The following is a 19,006-nucleotide window of genomic DNA, read 5'->3' as shown; positions in this document are numbered from 1 at the left end:
TATCACAAATCGGGAAGCCCTTGCGGCGCCCCGTACAGCGGTAGTCGTGGCTTCTGGTTGGCTCGCAGGCGGATCGCTCTTATGGCGAATGGTCCAAAACGCTGCGCTGCTCCCACATGCTGGAGCGTAGGTTGCAGCGACACACAGAGTAATATCGTTTCGCTCTATAAAGTCTTTGAACTTTTCATAAGTGCCAACAAAACAGCTATTTGCATCGCATTATCATCGGGAGATGAATTTTTCGACGGGATATTGACAAGCTTTTCGCCTGCGACTTTAGTCTGAAGTATTCGGACCCTGTGCGAGCTGGGGTCGATGCATGTGCGTTACAGCTGTATCGCATGTTTAACAAGGCTCCCCGGACAACGGGTGCCGGCTTGCGAATGATGAGGGCAGCGGAGCCAGCACAAGAGTGTTGTGCCCTTTGCGCCTGGAACACCGAACCAGTATCTGCGCACGTCAACACTGACTGGGCGCGGGAAGGACCCTGTTGCCCTGTGTCATCTCCCGACAGATCGAGGGCAATTTGAAATGGCCAATTTCAGCAAGTCGGACCTTGAATTCATCCTCCAACAGATTTTCATCGCCGAAGCCCACGCCGATGGTGCGAACCTGATCGACCTGCTGCCCAACAGCCAGGTACCGTTCGGCCTGCGCACCGTGGACGGCAGCTATAACAACCTGGTGACCGGGCAGAGTGAATTCGGTGCCTCCGACAACTCGTTCCTGCGTTTGCTCAGCCCCTCCTTCAGCGGCGATTATGCGGGCACCGGCACGGTCACCGATTCGCAACCACGCACCATCAGCAACCTGATCGTCGACCAGACGGCGAACAACCCGGCTGCGGTGGAGGCCAATGGCGGTGCTGCTCCGGTGAGCAGCCCCGGCATCGATGGGGTGTTCGGAACCGCTGACGACACGCAAGTGTTCTTCATCCCCAACGTTTCGCCCGACGTCGGCCTGACCGCCGGCTTCAACGCCTGGATGACCTTCTTCGGCCAGTTCTTCGACCACGGTCTGGATCTGGTCACCAAGAGCAGCACCGACTTTGTGTTCATTCCGCTGCAGCCGGACGACCCGCTGTTCGACCCCAACAGCCCGACCAACTTCATGGTGCTGCCGCGCGCCGTGCGTACCGCTGGCGCCGATGGCGTGGTGGGCACCGCCGACGATGGCCAGACCAACACCACTTCGCCGTTCGTCGACCAGAGCCAGACCTACAGCTCGCACCCCTCGCACCAGGTGTTCCTGCGTGAATACACGCTCAACGCCGCAGGCGACCCGGTAGCCACCGGACGGCTGATCACCAACCGTGATCTGGGCCCCGATGGCCGCTTTGGCACCAGCGACGATGGCAGTGGCGAAAGCGGTGGCATGGCCACCTGGGCAGTGGTCAAGGCCCAGGCCCGCGACCTGCTCGGCATCAACCTGACCGACGCCGACGTGCACAGCGTGCCACTGCTGGCCACCGACCCCTACGGCAACTTCGTGCGCGGGCCCAACGGCATGCCGCAGGTGGTGATGCGCGTGAGCAATGGTGCCGACGGCATCGCCGGTACCGCCGACGACGTCACCACCTTGGTCGAAGGCAACCGCGACGCGCCCATCAGCCTGGCCAATGCCGTGAGCACCGGGCATGGCTTCCTTGACGACATCGCCCACAACGCCGCGCCGGTCATCGTGAATGGTGTGCTGCAGGCCGACGCCGATACTGCCGTCGGTAACGCGCAGCCAGTGGGGCCAGGTGGCAACAACCTGACCTACGACAACGAACTGCTCGACGCCCACTACATCGCAGGCGACGGCCGGGTCAACGAGAACATCGGCCTGACCGCCGTGCACCACGTGTTCCACTCCGAGCACAACCGCCTGGTGCAGCAGACCAAGGACACCCTGCTGGCCTCCGGTGACCTGGCGTTCCTCAACCAGTGGCTGATCGATGATGTCGCTGCCATCCCCACCACGCCCGCTGAAATCGCCGCGCTGGTATGGGACGGTGAGCGGCTGTTCCAGGCCGCCAAGTTCGGCACCGAAATGCAGTATCAGCACCTGGTGTTCGAAGAGTTCGCCCGCACCATCCAGCCGCAGATCGACGAGTTCCTGGCCCCCAACGGCTACGATACCTCGATCAACCCGGCCATCCTCGCCGAGTTCGCCCACGTGGTGTATCGGTTCGGTCACTCGATGCTGACCGAGACCGTCGACCGCTTCGACCCGGCGTTCAACCCGGTGTCGGCCGACCCGAACAACCCCGACCAGCAGCTTGGCCTGATCGCCGCCTTCCTCAACCCGCTGGCATTCGCCGGCAGTGGCGCAACCGCTGATGAAGCGGCCGGCGCGATCATCCGCGGCGTCACCCGCCAGCTGGGCAACGAAATCGACGAGTTCGTCACCGAAGCCCTGCGCAACAACCTGCTTGGCCTGCCGCTCGACCTGCCGGCGCTGAACATCGCCCGTGGCCGCGACACCGGCATCCCCACCCTGAACGAGGCGCGCCGCGAGTTCTATGCTGCAACCGGCGACAGCCAGCTCAAGCCGTACATCAGCTGGGTCGATTTCGGCGACCACCTCAAGCACCCGGCGTCGCTGATCAACTTCATCGCCGCCTACGGCACCCACGCCAGCATCACCGGGGCAACCACCCTGGCCGATAAACGCGCCGCGGCCGTGGCGCTGGTGCTTGGCGGTGCCGGCGCGCCAGCGGACCGCCTGGACTTCCTCAACGGCACTGGCGCCTATGCCAGCGTGACATTGGCCGGCGCGGACGGTATCGCCGGCACCGCCGACGACATCAGTGGAGTGACCGTTACCGGCGTCGATGACATCGACTTCTGGGTCGGTGGCCTGGCCGAGAAGAAAATGCCATTCGGCGGCATGCTCGGTTCCAGCTTCAACTTCGTCTTCGAAACCCAGCTGGAAGCCCTGCAGAACGGCGACCGGTTCTACTACCTGTCGCGTACCGCGGGCATGAACTTCGGCACCGAACTGGAGAACAACTCCTTCGCCAAGCTGATCATGGCCAACTCGGATGTGACTCACCTGTCCAACACTGTGTTCCTCACCCCAACCTTCACGCTCGAGGTGAACCAGGCCAACCAGTTCACCGGGCTGGGCGCCGATGGCCGGGCCGACCCGACCGGCGGGATCATGATCAACGGCGTGGAGATCGTACCGCTGGTAATCCGCGACAATCCCGATACCGTGGGCAGCGACACCAACTACCTGCACTACACCGGTGAAGACCATGTAGTACTGGGCGGCACCTCCGGCAACGACATCATCATCTCCGGCGAAGGCGACGATACTGTCTACGGCGACGCCGGTAACGACACGCTTGAAGGTGGCGCCGGCAACGATGCGGTACTGGGTGGCGCAGGTGACGACATCATCACCGACTCGTTTGGCGACAACCGTCTGGAAGGCAACGACGGCAACGATGTGATCGTCGCCGGCAGCATGCTGGCGGCCGGCAACCTGATCCTGGGTGGCAACGGCCAGGACTTCATCGTCACCACCGAAGACATCACCACCACCTTTGGCGGCCAGGGTGATGACTTCATCCTCGGCGCCAAGACCAACCTGCCACCTACCGGCAACGAGGGTGACGACTGGATCGAGAAGGGCACCCAGGACGGTGCGCCCGGCGACAACTTTGCGCCGCTGCTGGGTGATGAAGTGGTCGGCAACGACATCTTCGTCGGTGGCGGTGGCTTCGACGAAATGATCGGCGAGGGCGGCGACGACATCTTCGTCGGCAGTGACGCCCAGGACAAGATGGACGGCATGTCCGGTTTCGACTGGGTTACCAACAAGAATGACCAGGTTGGCGTCACCGTCGACCTGACCCTGGCCGCCCTGGCTCAGCCCCATGGCAACGCACCGAACCAGAACGCTGGCGTGTTCAACCCGGTCGGCGCCTCGCCGGCCTCCATCCTCGACCGCTTTGCCGAGGTCGAGGGCGTGTCCGGTTCGAACTTCGCCGACGTGCTCAAGGGCGACAACGTCGATGCCGTGACCATTGTCAACCATGGCGGTGCCACCGGCAGCGCCTTGACCAACGTCGCGTTGATCCGCGGCTTGCAACAGTTCCTGGCCGATGCCGGGTTGCCGACCACGGGCTTTGCCACCGGCAACATCATGCTCGGCGGCAATGGCAGCGACCTGATCGAAGGCCGCGGCGGCGATGACCTGATCGACGGCGACAAATGGCTCAACGTGCGCATCGCGGTGTATGCCGCCGATGACGTCAATCATACCGGCCCTGAAATCGCCAGCTTCGACAGCATGGTCGACATGATTCCGTTCATGCTCGACCGTACCTACAACCCTGGCCAGCTCAAGGCCGTGCGGGAAATCCTGCCCGGCACCTCGACGGGGGGCGCGGCGTTCGACACGGCGGTGTTCTCGGGGATTCAGAGCGAATACACGGTGACGCAGAACACCAAAGGTACGCTCGACACTTCCGATGATGTCTGGACGGTGACCGACAACGTGGCTGGCCGCGACGGCGTCGATACCCTTCTGCATATCGAGCGCTTGCAGTTCGCCGACAGCCAGCGGGTGCTGGTTGAGGGGCTGAATGCGCAGCCTACCGGCAGCCCGGCCATTACTGACGGCAACGGCGGTGCGATTACCGTGGGCGATGTCCTTACGGTAAACGTCGCCGGTGTGCTGGATGCCGACAACATCAGCGCCGGTAACCCGCAGGGTACGCTCGCCGACCGTTCGGTGTCGTACTACTGGCAGTTCGAGGCCACCCCGGGCAGTGGTGTGTTCGAGGACATCATCCTGCTGCCAGCCGGCGACCTGGCGTTCCAGAGCGCCGACGGCACCACATTCAAGGTGTCGCCAGACCTGGCCGGGCTAGCCCTGCGGGTCAAGGCGATCTACCAGGACGCCCACGGCACTACCGAAGTGCTGTTCTCCCAGCCCACCGCCGTGGTGCAGCCGGGCGCGCCTGTGGTAGTGACACCGGCCACGCCGGTGGTGGATGCCACTGCAGGCGGTGCCGGTCTGCACATGGTGCGCTCCGACCTCAACTTCATCCTCGACCAGATCAAGATCGCCGAGGCCGACGCCAACGGGGCAGACATCCTTTCGTTGCTGCCCAACATCCGTGCGCCGCTGGGCCTGCGGGCGGTGGATGGCTCGAACAACAACCTGATGAACCTCAACGGCATCAACAACACCGAGTTCGGTGCCGCCGACAATGTCTTCCCGCGCTTGACCGATCCGGTGTTCAACCCGGCCGAAGGTGCGCCTGCGGGCTTCTTCGGCCCTGGCTCGCCGGCCATTCCGGGCTCGTCGTACCAGCAGACCAGCGGCCCGGTATTCGACTCGCAGCCGCGCACCATCAGCAACCTGGTCGTCGACCAGACCTCCAATAACCCGGCGGCCTATGCCACCGCGTATGATCCGGGTGCCGACGGCGTGCTCAACTTCGGTGCCGTTGGCAACGACGACGTGCTCAAGGACGGTGTGCGCATCGTCGCCAGCCCGGGCCTGGACGGCCAGTTCGGCACCGCTGACGACCATGATGTGTACCTGTTCGAGAACACCGCCGCCGATGCTGGGCTGTCCGCCCCGTTCAACGCCTGGATGACCTTCTTCGGGCAGTTCTTCGACCACGGCCTGGACCTGGTGACCAAGGGCGGTTCGGGTACCATCTACATCCCGCTGCAGCCGGATGACCCGCTGTACGTGGAGGGTGGTTTCACCAACTTCATGGTGGTGACCCGGGCCACCAATCTGCCTGGCGCGGACGGCGTGCTGGGCACGGCCGACGATATTCACGAGCATACCAACACCACCACCCCGTTCGTGGACCAGAACCAGACCTACAGCTCGCATCCTTCGCACCAGGTGTTCCTGCGCTCTTATCTGATGACCGACGCTGGCCCGGTTGCCACTGGCCGGTTGATCACAAACCGTGACCTGGGTGCAGATGGCAAGTACGGTACCGCGGACGATACGGAAATCGGTGGCATGGCGACCTGGAAAGTGGTCAAGGCCCAGGCCCGTGACCTGCTTGGCATCAACCTGACCGATGCCGATGTCGACAACGTGCCGCTGCTGGCTACCGACGCCTACGGCAACTTCATCAAGGGGCCGAACGGCTTCCCGATGGTGGTGATGAAAGGGGCTGACGGCATTGCCGGCACTGCCGATGACGAGCAGATCGAGGGCAACCCGCTGGCGCCGATCGACCTGACCAACGCCGTACGCACCGGTCACCAGTTCCTTGCCGACATTGCCCACAATGCCGTGCCGGTGTTCAGTAATGGCGTGCTGGTACCTGATGCCGATACCGATGCGGGCAATGCCGTGCCAGTGAACCCGCAGACCGGTGCCAACCTGGCCTACGACAACGAACTGCTCGATGCGCACTACATCGCCGGCGACGGTCGGGTCAACGAGAACATCGGCCTGACCGCCGTGCATGCGATCTTCCACTCCGAGCACAACCGGCTGGTGGCACAGACCAAGGACACCGTGCTCGACTCGGGTGACCTGGCCTTCATCAACGAGTGGCTGCTCAACCCGCTGACCGCGCTGCCGGCCAACCAGGCCGAGATCGACGCGCTGGTGTGGAATGGCGAGCGCCTGTTCCAGGCGGCCAAGTTCGGTACCGAGATGCAGTATCAGCACCTGGTGTTCGAGGAGTTCGCCCGTACCGTGCAACCACGGGTCGACCTGTTCTTCGCCCCGACTCAGGTGTATGACGTCGACCTCGATGCGTCGATCGTGGCCGAGTTCGCCCACACCGTGTACCGCTTCGGCCACTCGATGCTGACCGAGACCGTCGACCGCTTCAACGTCGACTTCACCGTCATCGGCGACCCGGCCAGCGCCAACCCCGACCAGCAACTGGGCTTGATCGCGGCGTTCCTCAACCCGCTGGCGTATGCCGCCAGTGGCGTCACCCCCGAGGATGCCACCAGCGCCATCGTGCGCGGGGTCACCCGCCAGGCCGGTAACGAAATCGACGAGTTCGTCACCGAGGCGCTGCGCAACAACCTGCTCGGCCTGCCGCTGGACCTGCCGGCGATCAACATCGCCCGTGGCCGCGACGTCGGCATCCCTTCGCTGAACGCTGTGCGCCGCGAAATCTACGCGCAAACCGGCGATACCCAGCTCAAGCCGTACACCAGCTGGGTAGACCTGGTGCAGCACCTGAAGCATCCGGAGTCGCTGATCAACTTCATCGCCGCCTACGGCACCCACAGCACCATCACCGGGGCCACCACGTTGCTGGAAAAACGCGCGGCGGCCATGGCCTTGGTGTTCGGCGGTGACGGTGCGCCAGCCGATCGCCTGGACTTCCTCAACAGCACCGGCGCCTACGCCAATGTCACTCTGCCTGGCAAGGATGGCGTGCTCGGCACTGCCGATGACCTGAGGGCGGTGACCGTGACCGGGGTCGATGCCATCGACCTGTGGATCGGCGGCCTGGCTGAAGCGAAAACCCCGTTCGGTGGCATGCTTGGCACTACCTTCAACTTCGTGTTCGAGAACCAGTTGGAGAAACTGCAGGATGGCGACCGCTTCTACTACCTGGAGCGCACCGCTGGCCTGTCGATGAACGCCGAGCTGGAAAGCAACTCGTTCGCCAAGCTGATCATGGCCAACACCTCGGCCACCCACCTGCCGGGCCTGGTGTTCTCCGACCCGGGCTTCTACCTGGAAGTGGACCAGAGCAAGCAGTTCAACGAAGGCCTGGGCAGCGCCGACCCACTGGGCGAAAATGGCGAGCAGGTGGTGTTCCGCGACAGCCCGCTGACGGCAGGCCCGGACACCAACTACATCCGCTATGCCGGTGCCGAGCACATCGTGCTGGGCGGCACTGATGGTGATGACATCCTGGTGTCCAGCGAGGGTGACGACACGGTCTGGGGCGATGGTGGCAACGACCGCATCGAGGGTGGCGACGGCAACGACCAGCTGCGTGGTGGTACCGGCGACGACATCATCAGCGACATGGGTGGTGACGACAATATCCAGGGCGGCGACGGCAACGATGTGCTGCACGGCGGTAATGGCATCAACCTGATTATCGGTGGTTTCGGCAACGACTTCATCGTCACCGGTGAGGACGCTTCCGAGGCCATTGGCGGCCAGGGCAATGACTTTATCCTGGGCAGCAAGGCCAACGAGCAGGACATGGGTAACGAAGGCGACGACTGGATCGAGAAGGGCACCTCGGACGGTGCACCTGGCGACAACTTCGACCCGCTTGGCAACGACCCGATCATCGGCAACGACGTGTTCATCGGTGGCAACGAGAACGACAAGTTCAACGGTGAAGGCGGCGACGACATCATGGTCGGCAGCCTGGGCTTCGGTGACCGCTACATCGGTGGCTCCGGTTACGACTGGGCAACCTTCAAGGACCTGGCCCAGGGCGTGACCATCGACTACAGCGACCGCTTCTTCGATGTGCCGCCGGTACCGGGCTCGGGTGCGTCTGCGCTGGTGCGCTTCGACATCATGGAAGGCCTGTCGGGCTCGGCCCATGGCGACTTCCTGCGCGGTGACAACGAAAATGCCGCCAGCCTGCCAACCAATGGCGCCACGGGCAGCGTGCTGACCAACATCAGCCTGATCGACGGCCTGGCCGGCCTGCTGGCTGCCGGGGCGACGTTCTACGATGGTGGCAACATCATCCTCGGCGGCAGTGGCAGCGACCTGATCGAAGGCCGCGGTGGCGACGACATCCTCGACGGTGACAAGTGGCTGAACGTGCGCATCAGCGTGCGCGCCAACAGCGACGGCACCGGCCCGGAAATCGCCAGCTACGACAGCATGGCGCCGATGGTGCCGCTGATGCTCAATGGCACCTACAACCCGGGCCAGCTGGTGATCATCCGCGAAATCCTCAACGGCACCGACAGCTATGACACTGCGGTGTTCTCGGGGGTAGCCACCGACTACAGCGTGGTGGTCGACGGCAACTCGGTGATCGTCACCGACCTGGTGGCCGGGCGTGATGGTGTCGACCACCTGACCGGTATCGAGCGCCTGCAGTTCTCCGACAGCTCGCAGGCCTCCGGCGTGGGCACTGCCGTCAACGCCGGCCCGACGGGCCACCTGGCGATCCTCGACGCTGCCACCGGTCTGCGTAACGACACGTCGGTCAGCGGCCAGCTGCTGCGGGTGAGCAACGTGGCGGTGCACGATGCCGACAACGTCGGCGCAGGCAATGCCAGCGGTGCCGTCAACGGCCCGATTGCCTACTACTGGCAGGTCGAGCGCCTGCCGGGCTCGGGGGTGTACGAAGACATCACCTTCGTCGCCGCCGGCGAGGTCTCGCGGGCGATCGGCAGCACCTACCGGGTGACCGATGATGTAGCGGGCCTGAACATCCGCGTACGCGGGGTGTACCAGGACACCAAGGGCACGCTGGAAATCGTCGATTCGTCGCCGAACAGCGCACCGACCGCCGGGCCGACCGTGACCGGGTTGCTGGTGCAGAACCAAACCCTCACCGCCAACACGGCAACCATCGTCGATGCCGACGGGCTGAGCAACCCGCAGTTCACCTTCCAGTGGCAGTCCAACCGGGGCCTGGGCTGGGTCAATATTGCCGGTGCCATCAGCAGCACCTTTGTCCTCACCCAGGAACAGGTGGGGCAGAACATGCGGGTGTTGGTGAGCTACGTGGATGACGTCGGCGTACATGAAAGCATCGCCTCCGACATCCTCGATCCGGTGGCCAACGTCAACGATGCGCCCACCGGTGCCGTGCTGATCAGCGACACCACGCCCGTTCAGGGGCAGACGCTGACGGCACTTACCGGCACTATTGCCGACCTGGACGGGCTGGGTACATTCAGCTTCCAGTGGCAGCAAGGTACGGGCGGCGTCTTCAGCGACATCATTGGTGCCACTGCGGCCACCTTCACCCCGGGCCTCGACCAGGGAGGCCAGCAATTGCAGGTGATCGTGCGCTACACCGACGGCTTCGGCGCGCAGGAGTCAGTCACCTCTGCGGCGACTGCTGCAGTGCCAGGGTTGACGCTGGTCGGCACCAATGGTGCCGATATCCTGATCGGGAGCGCGGGTAATGACGTGATCTCTGGCCTGGACGGTGCCGATCAGCTGTTCGGCGGGCTTGGCAACGACATCCTCAACGGCGGGCTTGGCGCCGATGCCATGACCGGCGGTGGTGGCAACGACACCTTCGTGGTCGACAACGTCGGCGACACGGTGAGCGAAGCGCTTAACGGCGGTGTCGACCTGGTGCAGACCAGCCTGGCCAGCTACACCTTGGGTGCCAACGTTGAAAACCTGACCTATACCGGGGTGGGCAACTTCATCGGCGGCGGTAATGCGCTGGACAACGTCATTACCGGTGGCGGTGGCAACGACCGGCTCAATGGCGGTGCAGGTGCGGACCGGCTAGTGGGTGGTCTCGGCAACGACACCTACGTGGTGGATAACGTTGGGGATCTGGTGTTCGAGGATGCGGGGGCCGGTACGGATGACGTGCGTACCACGCTGGCCAACTATGTCCTGCGTTCCAACGTCGAAAACCTGACCTATATCGGGGTGGGCAACTTCATCGGTGGTGGCAACACGCTGGACAACATCCTCTTCGGCGGCGCTGGCAACGACCAGCTCAATGGTGGTGCGGGTGCGGATCGGCTGGTGGGTGGTCTCGGCAATGACACTTACGTAGTGGATAGCACTGGGGATCTGGTGTTCGAGGCCACGGGGGCAGGTACGGACAGTGTGCGTACCACCCTAGGCAGCTACACCCTGGGTGCCAATGTCGAAAACGCCTGGACGGCGGTCTTGGCGACGACATCCTCAATGGTGGTGCAGGCAGTGACACGCTGTTCGGTGGTGGAGGCAACGACACGCTGCTTGGTGGCAGCGGCAACGACTTCCTCAACGGCGCAGCAGGCGATGATACGGTCAACGGCGGCGCGGGCGATGACACCATGATGGCCACTGATGGCAATGATGTCTTCCAGTTCGCCGCGGGCTTCGGCAATGACCTGATCATCAACTTCGACAGTAACGCGACCGGCGGCCAGGACAGGCTGGATATCACCGCCTTCAACATCACCGCAGCCACCTTTGCTGCCAACGTCACCATCACCGATGTCGGTGCGGATACGCTGGTCAGCATCGGTGCTACCGACTCCATCCGCCTGGTGGGAGTGGCGGATGCAACCACTGTGACTACAGCGGACTTCAACCTGGCAGGTTGAGGGCTTGAGGGGTACGCGCCAAGGGCCGCTTTGCGGCCCATTCGCGGGCAAGCCCGCTCCCACAGGGGTATCACCAGGCCTGAGGGCAGTGATATCCCTGTGGGAGCGGGCTTGCCCGCGAATGGGCCACAAAGTGGCCCCTGTCGCACGCGGTTATTTGATGAACCGCACCTGGCTGTTGATCTTCTCGATCACCGCCCCCTTGCGCTCGTTGAAGCGGGCCTTGTTCTGCTCGAACAGGTTGTTGCCCTTGGTGTCGATGGAGATGATCAACGGGCCGAACTCGCGCACGCGGTTCACCCACAGCGTCTCCGGCATGCCCAGGTCCTGCCATTCCGCGCGCTCGATCTCTTCCACCTGGGTCGCCGCCAGCACCGCGCAACCGCCTGGGAACACTGCATGCACTGCCTTGTTCTCAAGGCAACCGGTAGTGGTCTCCGGGCCCATGCCGCCCTTGCCGACAATCAGCTTGACGCCGGTCTGCTCGATGAACTGCTTTTCGAACTTTTCCATGCGCATGCTGGTGGTCGGGCCAATGGAGACCATCTCGAAGCTGCCATCGTCCTTCTTCCTGACGATGGGGCCTGCGTGGAAAATCGCGCCGCCACGCAGGTCGACCGGCAGTTCGCGGCCCAGTTCGATGAGTCGACGGTGGGCAACGTCGCGGCAGGTCACCAGTTGCCCGGTGAGGTAGACCACATCGCCCACGTTGAGGCTGGCCAGGTCTTCGTCGCTGATAGGCGTGCTCAGGATCTTTTTCACAGTACTACCCCGTCGTGCGAGAGGATGTCATAGGTCAGGTCGGCATTGATGCGGATCTTGCCGCGGCGGTGTGCCCAGCAACCGGTGGACACCGCCACGCCAATGGTCGAGGGGTGGCGGGCCGAAGACTCGATGTTCACGCCCATCACGCTGCTGTTGCCGGTCAGGCCCTGCGGGCCGATGCCGATTTCGTTCAGGCCGTCCTCCAGCAGCTTTTCCATCATCGCCGCGCTTTCGTTGGGGTGGCTGGAGTCCACTTCGCGCAGGATGGCCTTCTTCGACAGGCGTGCCGCTGTCTCCACCGAGGTCGATACCCCTACACCCACCAGCAGCGGCGGGCAGGCGTTGACACCACGCGAGGTGATGACATCGAAGACAAACTCGGTCACCCCTTCATAGCCTTGCCCCGGCATCAGCACCTTGGCCGAGCCCGGCAGCGTACAGCCGCCACCGGCCATGTACACGTCGACGATGGCGTAGTCGGCATCGGGGATGATTTCCCAATCCAGCCACGGGATTTTCGAGCCGGTGTTGGTGCCGGTGTTCTTCTCGATGAAGGTTTCCACCGCATTGTGGCGCAGCGGACCCTGGATGGTGGCCTCCTTGGTGGCGTTCTCGAGGATGCTTTCCATCTCGCCCAGCAGCGGGAAGCGTGCGCCGGCCGAGACGAAGTACTGGATCACGCCGGTGTCCTGGCAACTGGGGCGGTTGAGCTTGTCGGCGTATTCCTGGTTGTCGGCCATCGAGTCGTACACGGCGATGGCCAGCGGGTTGGTTTCGGCGGCGCGCAACTTGGCGGTCTTCTCCTTGACGTCGCGCGGCAGGCGCTTGCCGATATAGGCGGTGAACTTGGCCATCACGTCGGTAAGCGATGACATGGCTGTTTCTTTGTCCATGATTATTTCCTCACTGCATCACAAGGCGGGTTCTTTTTGCTGTTATCGAAAGGTCAGGGTGCGGGTGTGCCGGCCTCCATGCGGGCAAGGGCAGGGTGCGGCACAGCGGCCTCGGGTTCGGCCGGCAGCTGGCCGCCCAGGGCCTGGGCCATGCGCTGCTTGTCCAGCGCACCCACCCAGTTGGCGATGGCCACGGTGCCGACCGCGTTGCCGATGGTGTTGGTGATGGCACGGGCTTCGGACATGAAGCGGTCCACGCCCAGCAACAGGACCATGCCGGCCACCGGGATGTTGTCCATGGTCGCCAGGGTCGCAGCGAGGGTGATGAAGCCCGAGCCGGTTACGCCTGCAGAGCCTTTGGAAGTGAGCAGCAGCACGCCGAGCACGATCAGTTGGTCCATCAGGGTCAATGGTGTGTTGGTGGCCTGGGCGATGAAGATGGCGGCCATGGTGTAGTAGATGCACTGGCCGTCCGGGTTGAAGGTAAGGCCCGAGGGGATCACCAGGCCGACCACCGGCTTGGACACGCCAACCTTTTCCAGCTTGTTCATCAGTTGCGGCACCACCGACTCGGATGAGCTGGTACCCAGTACCGTGAACAGCTCTTCCTTGAGGTACTTGAGGAACCTCCACAGGTTGAAGCCGCACAGCCGGGCAATGGCGCCCAGCACCACCACCACGAACAGCAAGCAGGTCAGGTACATGGTCGCCATCAGCTTGCCCAGCGAAACGATCGAGCCCAGCCCGTACTTGCCCACGGTGAAGGCCATGGCCCCGCAGGCGGCAAGGGGGGCCACGCGCATGATCATGCCAACGATGAAGAACATGCCGTGGGAGAACGCTTCCAGCACATCGACCATCGGCTTACCGCGAGGGCCCAGGTGGGAGAGGGCAATGCCGAACAGGGTGCTGAACAGCAGGATCGGCAGGATCTCGTTTTTGGCGAAGGCATCGGTCACGCTGCCGGGTATCACATGCAGCAGGAAGTCGATGAAGCCACCGCTGTTGCCGGCTGCCGCGGCGGTGTAGGTGGAGATGCTCTTGGCATCGAGGGTGGCGGGGTCGACGTTCATGCCCTGGCCGGGCTGCACGATATTGACCACCACCAGCCCCAGTACCAGGGCAAAGGTGGACAGCACTTCGAAGTAGATCAGCGCGCGTACCCCGACGCGGCCGAGTTCCTTCATGTTTTCCATCTTGGCGATGCCCAGCACCACCGTGGCGAAGATGATCGGGGCGAAGACCATCTTGATCAGTTTGATGAAGGCATCACCAACGGGCTTCAGGTCAGCGCCAACCTGTGGCCAGAACACCCCGATCAGCACCCCGAGGGTTACGCCGATCAATACCTGTACATAGAGCTTGCCGAACAATCGCTTGGCCATTGCCGTCTCCGAATTATTGTTGTGAGTCGGATTTATCTGGCGGCCGGGCTGATCGTGAGGGTGCAGGTCACACCTGGCCTTGGCGGCCGAAGAGCCCAGCTTTTTGGGTGGTTAATCACGCAGGACAAAAGGTAATGGTTTTTCAAAAATGCTGTAATACAATGAAATTCAACTCATTGTTTCCCTCAGGTTAATTATGAATCCGGTATCGGAACTGGCTTTCTTCACCCAGCTGATCAGGGTGGGTAGCCTGGCGGGCACCGCTCGCGAACTGAACCTGACCCCGCCCGCGGTCTCCAAGCGCCTGGCACAGCTGGAGCAGCGCCTGGGTGTGCGCCTGCTCAACCGCACCACGCGCAGCATCAGCCTTACCGCCGAGGGCGAGACTTACCTGGTGAATGCCAAGCGCATACTGGGCGAGATCGAGGAAATGGAGCGGCAGGTGTCCAGCAGCCGTGCCGAGCCCAAGGGCTTGCTACGGGTCAATGCGCCGCTGGGCTTTGGCCGTACCCATGTGGGGCCGGCGGTGTCGTCGTTTGCCAAGCGCTACCCCGAGGTGGAGGTGCAACTGCACCTGACCGATCGCCCCATCGCCTTGCCGAACGACGCCATCGACGTGGCCATCCGCTTTGGCGAGCTGCCCGACTCGCGGTTGATCGCCCGCAAGATCGCGGCCAACCGCCGCCGATTGTGCGCCTCGCCCGGCTACCTGGAAGCCCACGGTACCCCCGAAGCGCCAAAGGACCTGGCCAGCCACAACTGCATCGTGTTGCGCCAGAACGATGCCGCGTTCGGAATCTGGCGGCTCAGCCGCGGCAAGCAGAGCGAGTCGGTGAAGGTGCATGGCAGCCTGAGCACCAACGATGGCGAGGTCGCCCTGAACTGGGCGCTGGATGGGCAGGGCATCCTGCTGCGGGCGGAATGGAACCTGGCCGATCACCTGCGAAGCGGGCGCCTGGTGGAAGTACTGGGCGAATACCAGACGCCGCCTGCGGATATCTATGCGGTGTACCTGGAGCGCCTGAACCTGTCGGCCAAGGTGTCGTGCTTCATCGAGCACTTGCGGGCGTTCTTCCGCCAGGGCGACAGCCTGGCGGTGTGGCAGTAAGGCCGCTCAGGAACGATCCGGCCCCAATCAGGCAGTGACTACTTTCTTGAAGCCTTGCCGCTGGGCACATGCAGGTAGGACATCACGCTTTCTGTCAACTCTGTCGCCAGCTTCACCGCTTCCTTGTTGCGCGCCATGGCGCCGGCTACCAGCCCTTCTATAAGTGCCAGCACGGCAATGTTGGAGCTGGTAAGCACCGGATGATCGGCGGGCGCGAACAACACGTGGTGAGCGATGGCTGTCAGGGGGGAAGCGGGCGAATCGGTAATCGCCAGCACCGTGGCATTGCGTTCGCGGGCAAAACGCGACAGCTGAAGGGTGTCCTGGGAGTAGCGGGGCAGGGTAATCGCCAGCAGCACATCCTGCTCGGTGATGGCAGCCAGACGGTAGGCGGCATTCTCGTTGCCCCCCTCCATGCTGATGGCACAGGTGTCCTTACAGAACGGTACCAGCGTCGAGGCCGCGAGGCCGGCCATGTAGACACTGTTGCCGAAACCCAGCACGTAGACTTTGCGTGCCGCAATCAGGTTGCTGACGAAGGCTTCGAACGCATCGGCCTGGTTGTTGCTGGCGGCAGTGGCCAGGTTGCTGCTGGCGCTCTGGATCTGCTCATGCAGCCCAAAATCGCCACCGGGCCGCTGGGCCAACTCATTGCGCAGTTTGTCCACGGGCGAGACCATTTGCTGCAAGGTCGTCACCAGCTCGGCTTTCATGCCGCTGTAGCCGCCCAGTTGCAGGGCCTTGGCCAGGCGATTGACGGCCGCTGGCGAAGTGCCGGTGGCTTGGGCCATGTCTTCGATGGTCAGGGTCGCTGCCTTCAGCGGGTGACGCAGGATGTAATCGGCGACCTTGCGCAGCGAAGGCGGCAGGTCGGTCAGGCTCTCCGACAACTTGCGCATGACTGGCGAGGCGTACACGGTGGTGTTTTTCGAATTGCTCGGCATGCGGCTCAACACTCCCTGAATGAGTGCCGTAGTGTATCCCAAGGCTTCCCCGGCAGCAGCCGGGGAAGCCTGTGGAGGCTTACTTGAGGCTGCCGGCAAGGAATTGCTGCAAGCGTTCGGACTGCGGACGAGCGAGTATCTCGCGCGGATCGCCACGCTCCAGGGCCAGCCCCTGATGCAGGAACATGACCTGGTTGGAGACTTCGCGAGCGAAGCCCATTTCATGGGTGACCACCACCATGGTCCGGCCTTCCTGGGCCAGCTCCTGCATGACCTTCAGCACCTCGCCGACCAGTTCCGGGTCGAGCGCCGAGGTCGGTTCATCGAACAGCATCACCTCCGGCTCCATGGCCAGGGCCCGGGCGATCGCCACGCGTTGCTGTTCGCCACCGGACATGTGTGCCGGGTAGGCGCTTCGGCGATGGCTGACGCCGACCTTGTGCAGGTAGTACTCGGCTTTCTCACTGGCATCCTTGCGGCTCATGCCCAGCACATGCACCGGGGCTTCCATGACGTTGTCCAGGGCGCTCATGTGTGACCAGAGATTGAAATGCTGAAAGACCATGCTCAGCCGTGAGCGCAGGCGCTGCAGTTGTTTCGGGTCAGCGGCCCGCAACCCGGCGCGTGGGCAGGTACGCAACTTCAGGCGTTCGCCATTGACCATGATCTGCCCGGCATTGGGTTGCTCGAGCAGGTTGATACAGCGCAGGAAGGTGCTTTTGCCCGAGCCGCTGGAGCCGATGATGCTGATCACGTCGCCTGCCTTGGCCTGCAGCGAAACGCCCTTGAGTACCTGGTGGTTGCCGTAGCTTTTGTGCAGGTCCTGAATTTCCAGTTTGTTCATCGATGGGTACTCGTTGGTATCAGTCGCTGAGCAAGCGACCATGGCGAATGGGCAGGTTGCCAGCGACTTTCGCCAGCCAGAGGCCCGGTTGGGCGAAGCGAAGGCGTTCGCGGGCATAGAGAATGCCGTCGGTGGTGGCCCTGACTACGCTGTGGCGGTCACTGAGCGGGTCGATGACTTCGAACAGTGGGTCGCCGGTTCGAACCTGCGCACCCAGAGGTTGCAGATAGCTGACTACGCCGGGGTGTTCGGCATAGGCGTACTGGGCGCCGGCAAACGGTGTGGCCTGGCAGCAATGAGTCGGTGCCTCCGGCCATGGGCCGCTGACCAAGCCCTGGTCGGCCAGGTAGGCAAGAATGTGCTCTGCGTCGGCTTGGCAACGTTCTCGCTCGGTATCGGCCATGCCGCGCAGCTCGATGGTGGTGGCGATACAGGCCAACGGGATGTTTGCCTGCGTAAAATGCTCGGCCAGCTTCACCCATGGCAGCGCACAGGCTTCGTCGAACGCATTGCCGCCAGCATCCTCGGCCAGCAATGCAGCTTCAGCACCCAGGCGTGCCGCTAGCGAGCGCAAGCGGGGCCAGTTTTGCGGCAGTGCATACAGCAGCATCACCGATTCGAAATCACAGTGCAGGTCCAGCACCACATCGGCGTCGCACGCATGCTGCAGAAGCAGGCGACGAAGGCCTTCGAGCTCCGATGGCGCAGCAGGCAAGTCGTCGAGGATGTCGAGCATGGTGCGGCGAATGATGGCCACGTTGGCCTCGCCATCCTCGCCTAGATGGCCCTCCAGGCGCCTTACAAGCGCTTCGGTCAGTGCCGGAAAATCGCGGTTGAAGTTCTTGCCGCTGCTGAACTCGAAACGGCCTTGATGGGTGGCCTGGAACATCTGGCCGATACCGATCGGGTTGGCCAGTGGCACCAGTTCTATCACGCCCGTGAGTCGGCCTTGGGCTTCCAGCTCGGCCAAACGGGCCTTCAATGCCACCGCCACGCGCATGCCGGGCAGTTCGTCAGCGTGCAGAGTGGCCTGGATATAAGCTTTGCGCGGGCCGTTGCCGAAGCGGAAGAGGCGCAGAGTGCGCTGGGTACCGCAGGCACTCCAGGGCAGGATATGGTCGATTTGCTGCATGGATGCTCCTCAGTGCTTGCGTGGGGCCAGGTACTTCAGCCAGCGGCGCTCGGCCAGCTTGAACAGGCGAACCAGCAGGAACGTCAGGGCCAGGTAGATCAGCCCCGCAGTAATGAATGCCTCGAACGGAAGGTAGTAACGAGCGTTGAAGGTTTTTGCCGCGCCTGTGATATCGACCAGGGTGACGATCGAAGCCAGGCTGGTGGTCTGTAGCATCATCAGCACTTCGTTGCTGTACTGCGGCAGCGATCGACGCAGGGCCGACGGCAGCAGGATGCGCCGGTACAAGGCCAGGCGCGACATGCCCATGGCACGTGCGGCTTCAACTTCGCCGCGCGGCGTGGCCCGCAGGCTACCGGCCAGCAACTCGGCGCTGTAGGCGCTGGTGTTGAGGGCGAACGCCAGGCAGGTGCAGAAGGTTGCGCTGGACAGGTACGGCCAGAGCGGGCTCTGACGCACAAGTTCGAACTGAGCCAGGCCGTAGTACACCAGAAACAACTGCACCAGCATCGGTGTGCCACGAATGACATAGGTGTAGAGCCAGGCCGGGTAGCGCAGCAGGCAGGAATGCGAAACGCGCATCAGTGCCAGCGGGATAGCCAGTGCCAGGCCGCAGGCCAGGGAAATCAGCAGCACCTTCAGGGTCAGCGCAATGCCGTTCAGGTACAGCGGCAGGTTCTGCCAGATAAGTGGGTAGTCAAGCATCATGCAAACCTTCC

At 63.1% G+C, this 19,006-nt stretch carries 8 protein-coding genes and 1 pseudogene; 2 read left to right on the top strand and 7 right to left on the bottom strand.

Translation table 11 applies throughout. From position 1 onward, the window contains the following. Window positions 1-531 precede the first annotated feature (531 nt). A pseudogene (locus tag A4C63_RS17205) lies at window positions 532-11,216 on the top strand (peroxidase family protein). A 153-nt stretch (window positions 11,217-11,369) separates the two neighbouring features. On the opposite strand, the gene ttdB reads toward A4C63_RS17205, so the two are convergent. Genes ttdB through A4C63_RS17190 form a run of 3 tightly spaced genes read right to left on the bottom strand, consistent with a single transcriptional unit; the run spans window position 11,370 to window position 14,259 of the window. Further along, entirely contained in the window at window positions 11,370-11,978 is a 609-nt protein-coding gene (gene ttdB, locus A4C63_RS17200; RefSeq protein ID WP_019097988.1) for a L(+)-tartrate dehydratase subunit beta, read from the bottom strand. Beyond that, the gene (gene ttdA / locus A4C63_RS17195) at window positions 11,975-12,874 is read right to left on the bottom strand and encodes a L(+)-tartrate dehydratase subunit alpha (protein WP_082888357.1); all 900 of its coding nucleotides are present in this window, start codon (window positions 12,872-12,874) and stop codon (window positions 11,975-11,977) included. The genes ttdB and ttdA overlap by 4 nt, the downstream gene beginning before the upstream one ends. 53 nt (window positions 12,875-12,927) lie before the next feature. Continuing rightward, window positions 12,928-14,259, bottom strand: coding sequence for a dicarboxylate/amino acid:cation symporter (locus tag A4C63_RS17190; RefSeq protein ID WP_063913735.1), 1,332 nt, complete (start codon window positions 14,257-14,259; stop codon window positions 12,928-12,930). Window positions 14,260-14,455: 196 nt separating this feature from the next. Here A4C63_RS17190 and A4C63_RS17185 point away from each other — a divergent pair, with 196 nt between their 5' ends. Further along, window positions 14,456-15,367: a LysR substrate-binding domain-containing protein gene (locus A4C63_RS17185; protein WP_063913734.1), complete on the top strand. Its 912-nt coding sequence runs from the start codon at window positions 14,456-14,458 to the stop codon at window positions 15,365-15,367. 38 nt (window positions 15,368-15,405) lie between these two features. Here A4C63_RS17185 and A4C63_RS17180 read toward each other — a convergent pair whose 3' ends face one another. The 4 genes from A4C63_RS17180 to A4C63_RS17165 all read right to left on the bottom strand — a co-directional run bounded on the left by A4C63_RS17180 (window position 15,406) and on the right by A4C63_RS17165 (window position 18,995). Next, window positions 15,406-16,311: a MurR/RpiR family transcriptional regulator gene (locus A4C63_RS17180; protein ID WP_046613995.1), complete on the bottom strand. Its 906-nt coding sequence runs from the start codon at window positions 16,309-16,311 to the stop codon at window positions 15,406-15,408. Between the two features lie 79 nt (window positions 16,312-16,390). Further along, window positions 16,391-17,155 carry an ABC transporter ATP-binding protein gene (locus A4C63_RS17175; RefSeq protein ID WP_063913733.1) on the bottom strand — a complete coding sequence of 255 codons (765 nt, stop codon included), beginning with the start codon at window positions 17,153-17,155 and terminating at the stop codon, window positions 16,391-16,393. Window positions 17,156-17,174: 19 nt separating this feature from the next. After that, a complete protein-coding gene (locus A4C63_RS17170; protein WP_063913732.1) occupies window positions 17,175-18,287 on the bottom strand; it encodes a succinylglutamate desuccinylase/aspartoacylase family protein in 1,113 nt (370 codons plus the stop codon). 9 nt (window positions 18,288-18,296) lie between these two features. Further along, entirely contained in the window at window positions 18,297-18,995 is a 699-nt protein-coding gene (locus A4C63_RS17165) for an ABC transporter permease (protein ID WP_063913731.1), read from the bottom strand. Window positions 18,996-19,006 lie beyond the last annotated feature (11 nt).

It is taken from the genome of Pseudomonas sp. p21 (genome assembly GCF_001642705.1).
In the GTDB taxonomy this organism is placed as follows: Bacteria; Pseudomonadota; Gammaproteobacteria; order Pseudomonadales; family Pseudomonadaceae; genus Aquipseudomonas.
Note: the sequence above shows the minus strand (reverse complement) of the source record. Positions and strands in the feature narration are given on the sequence as shown.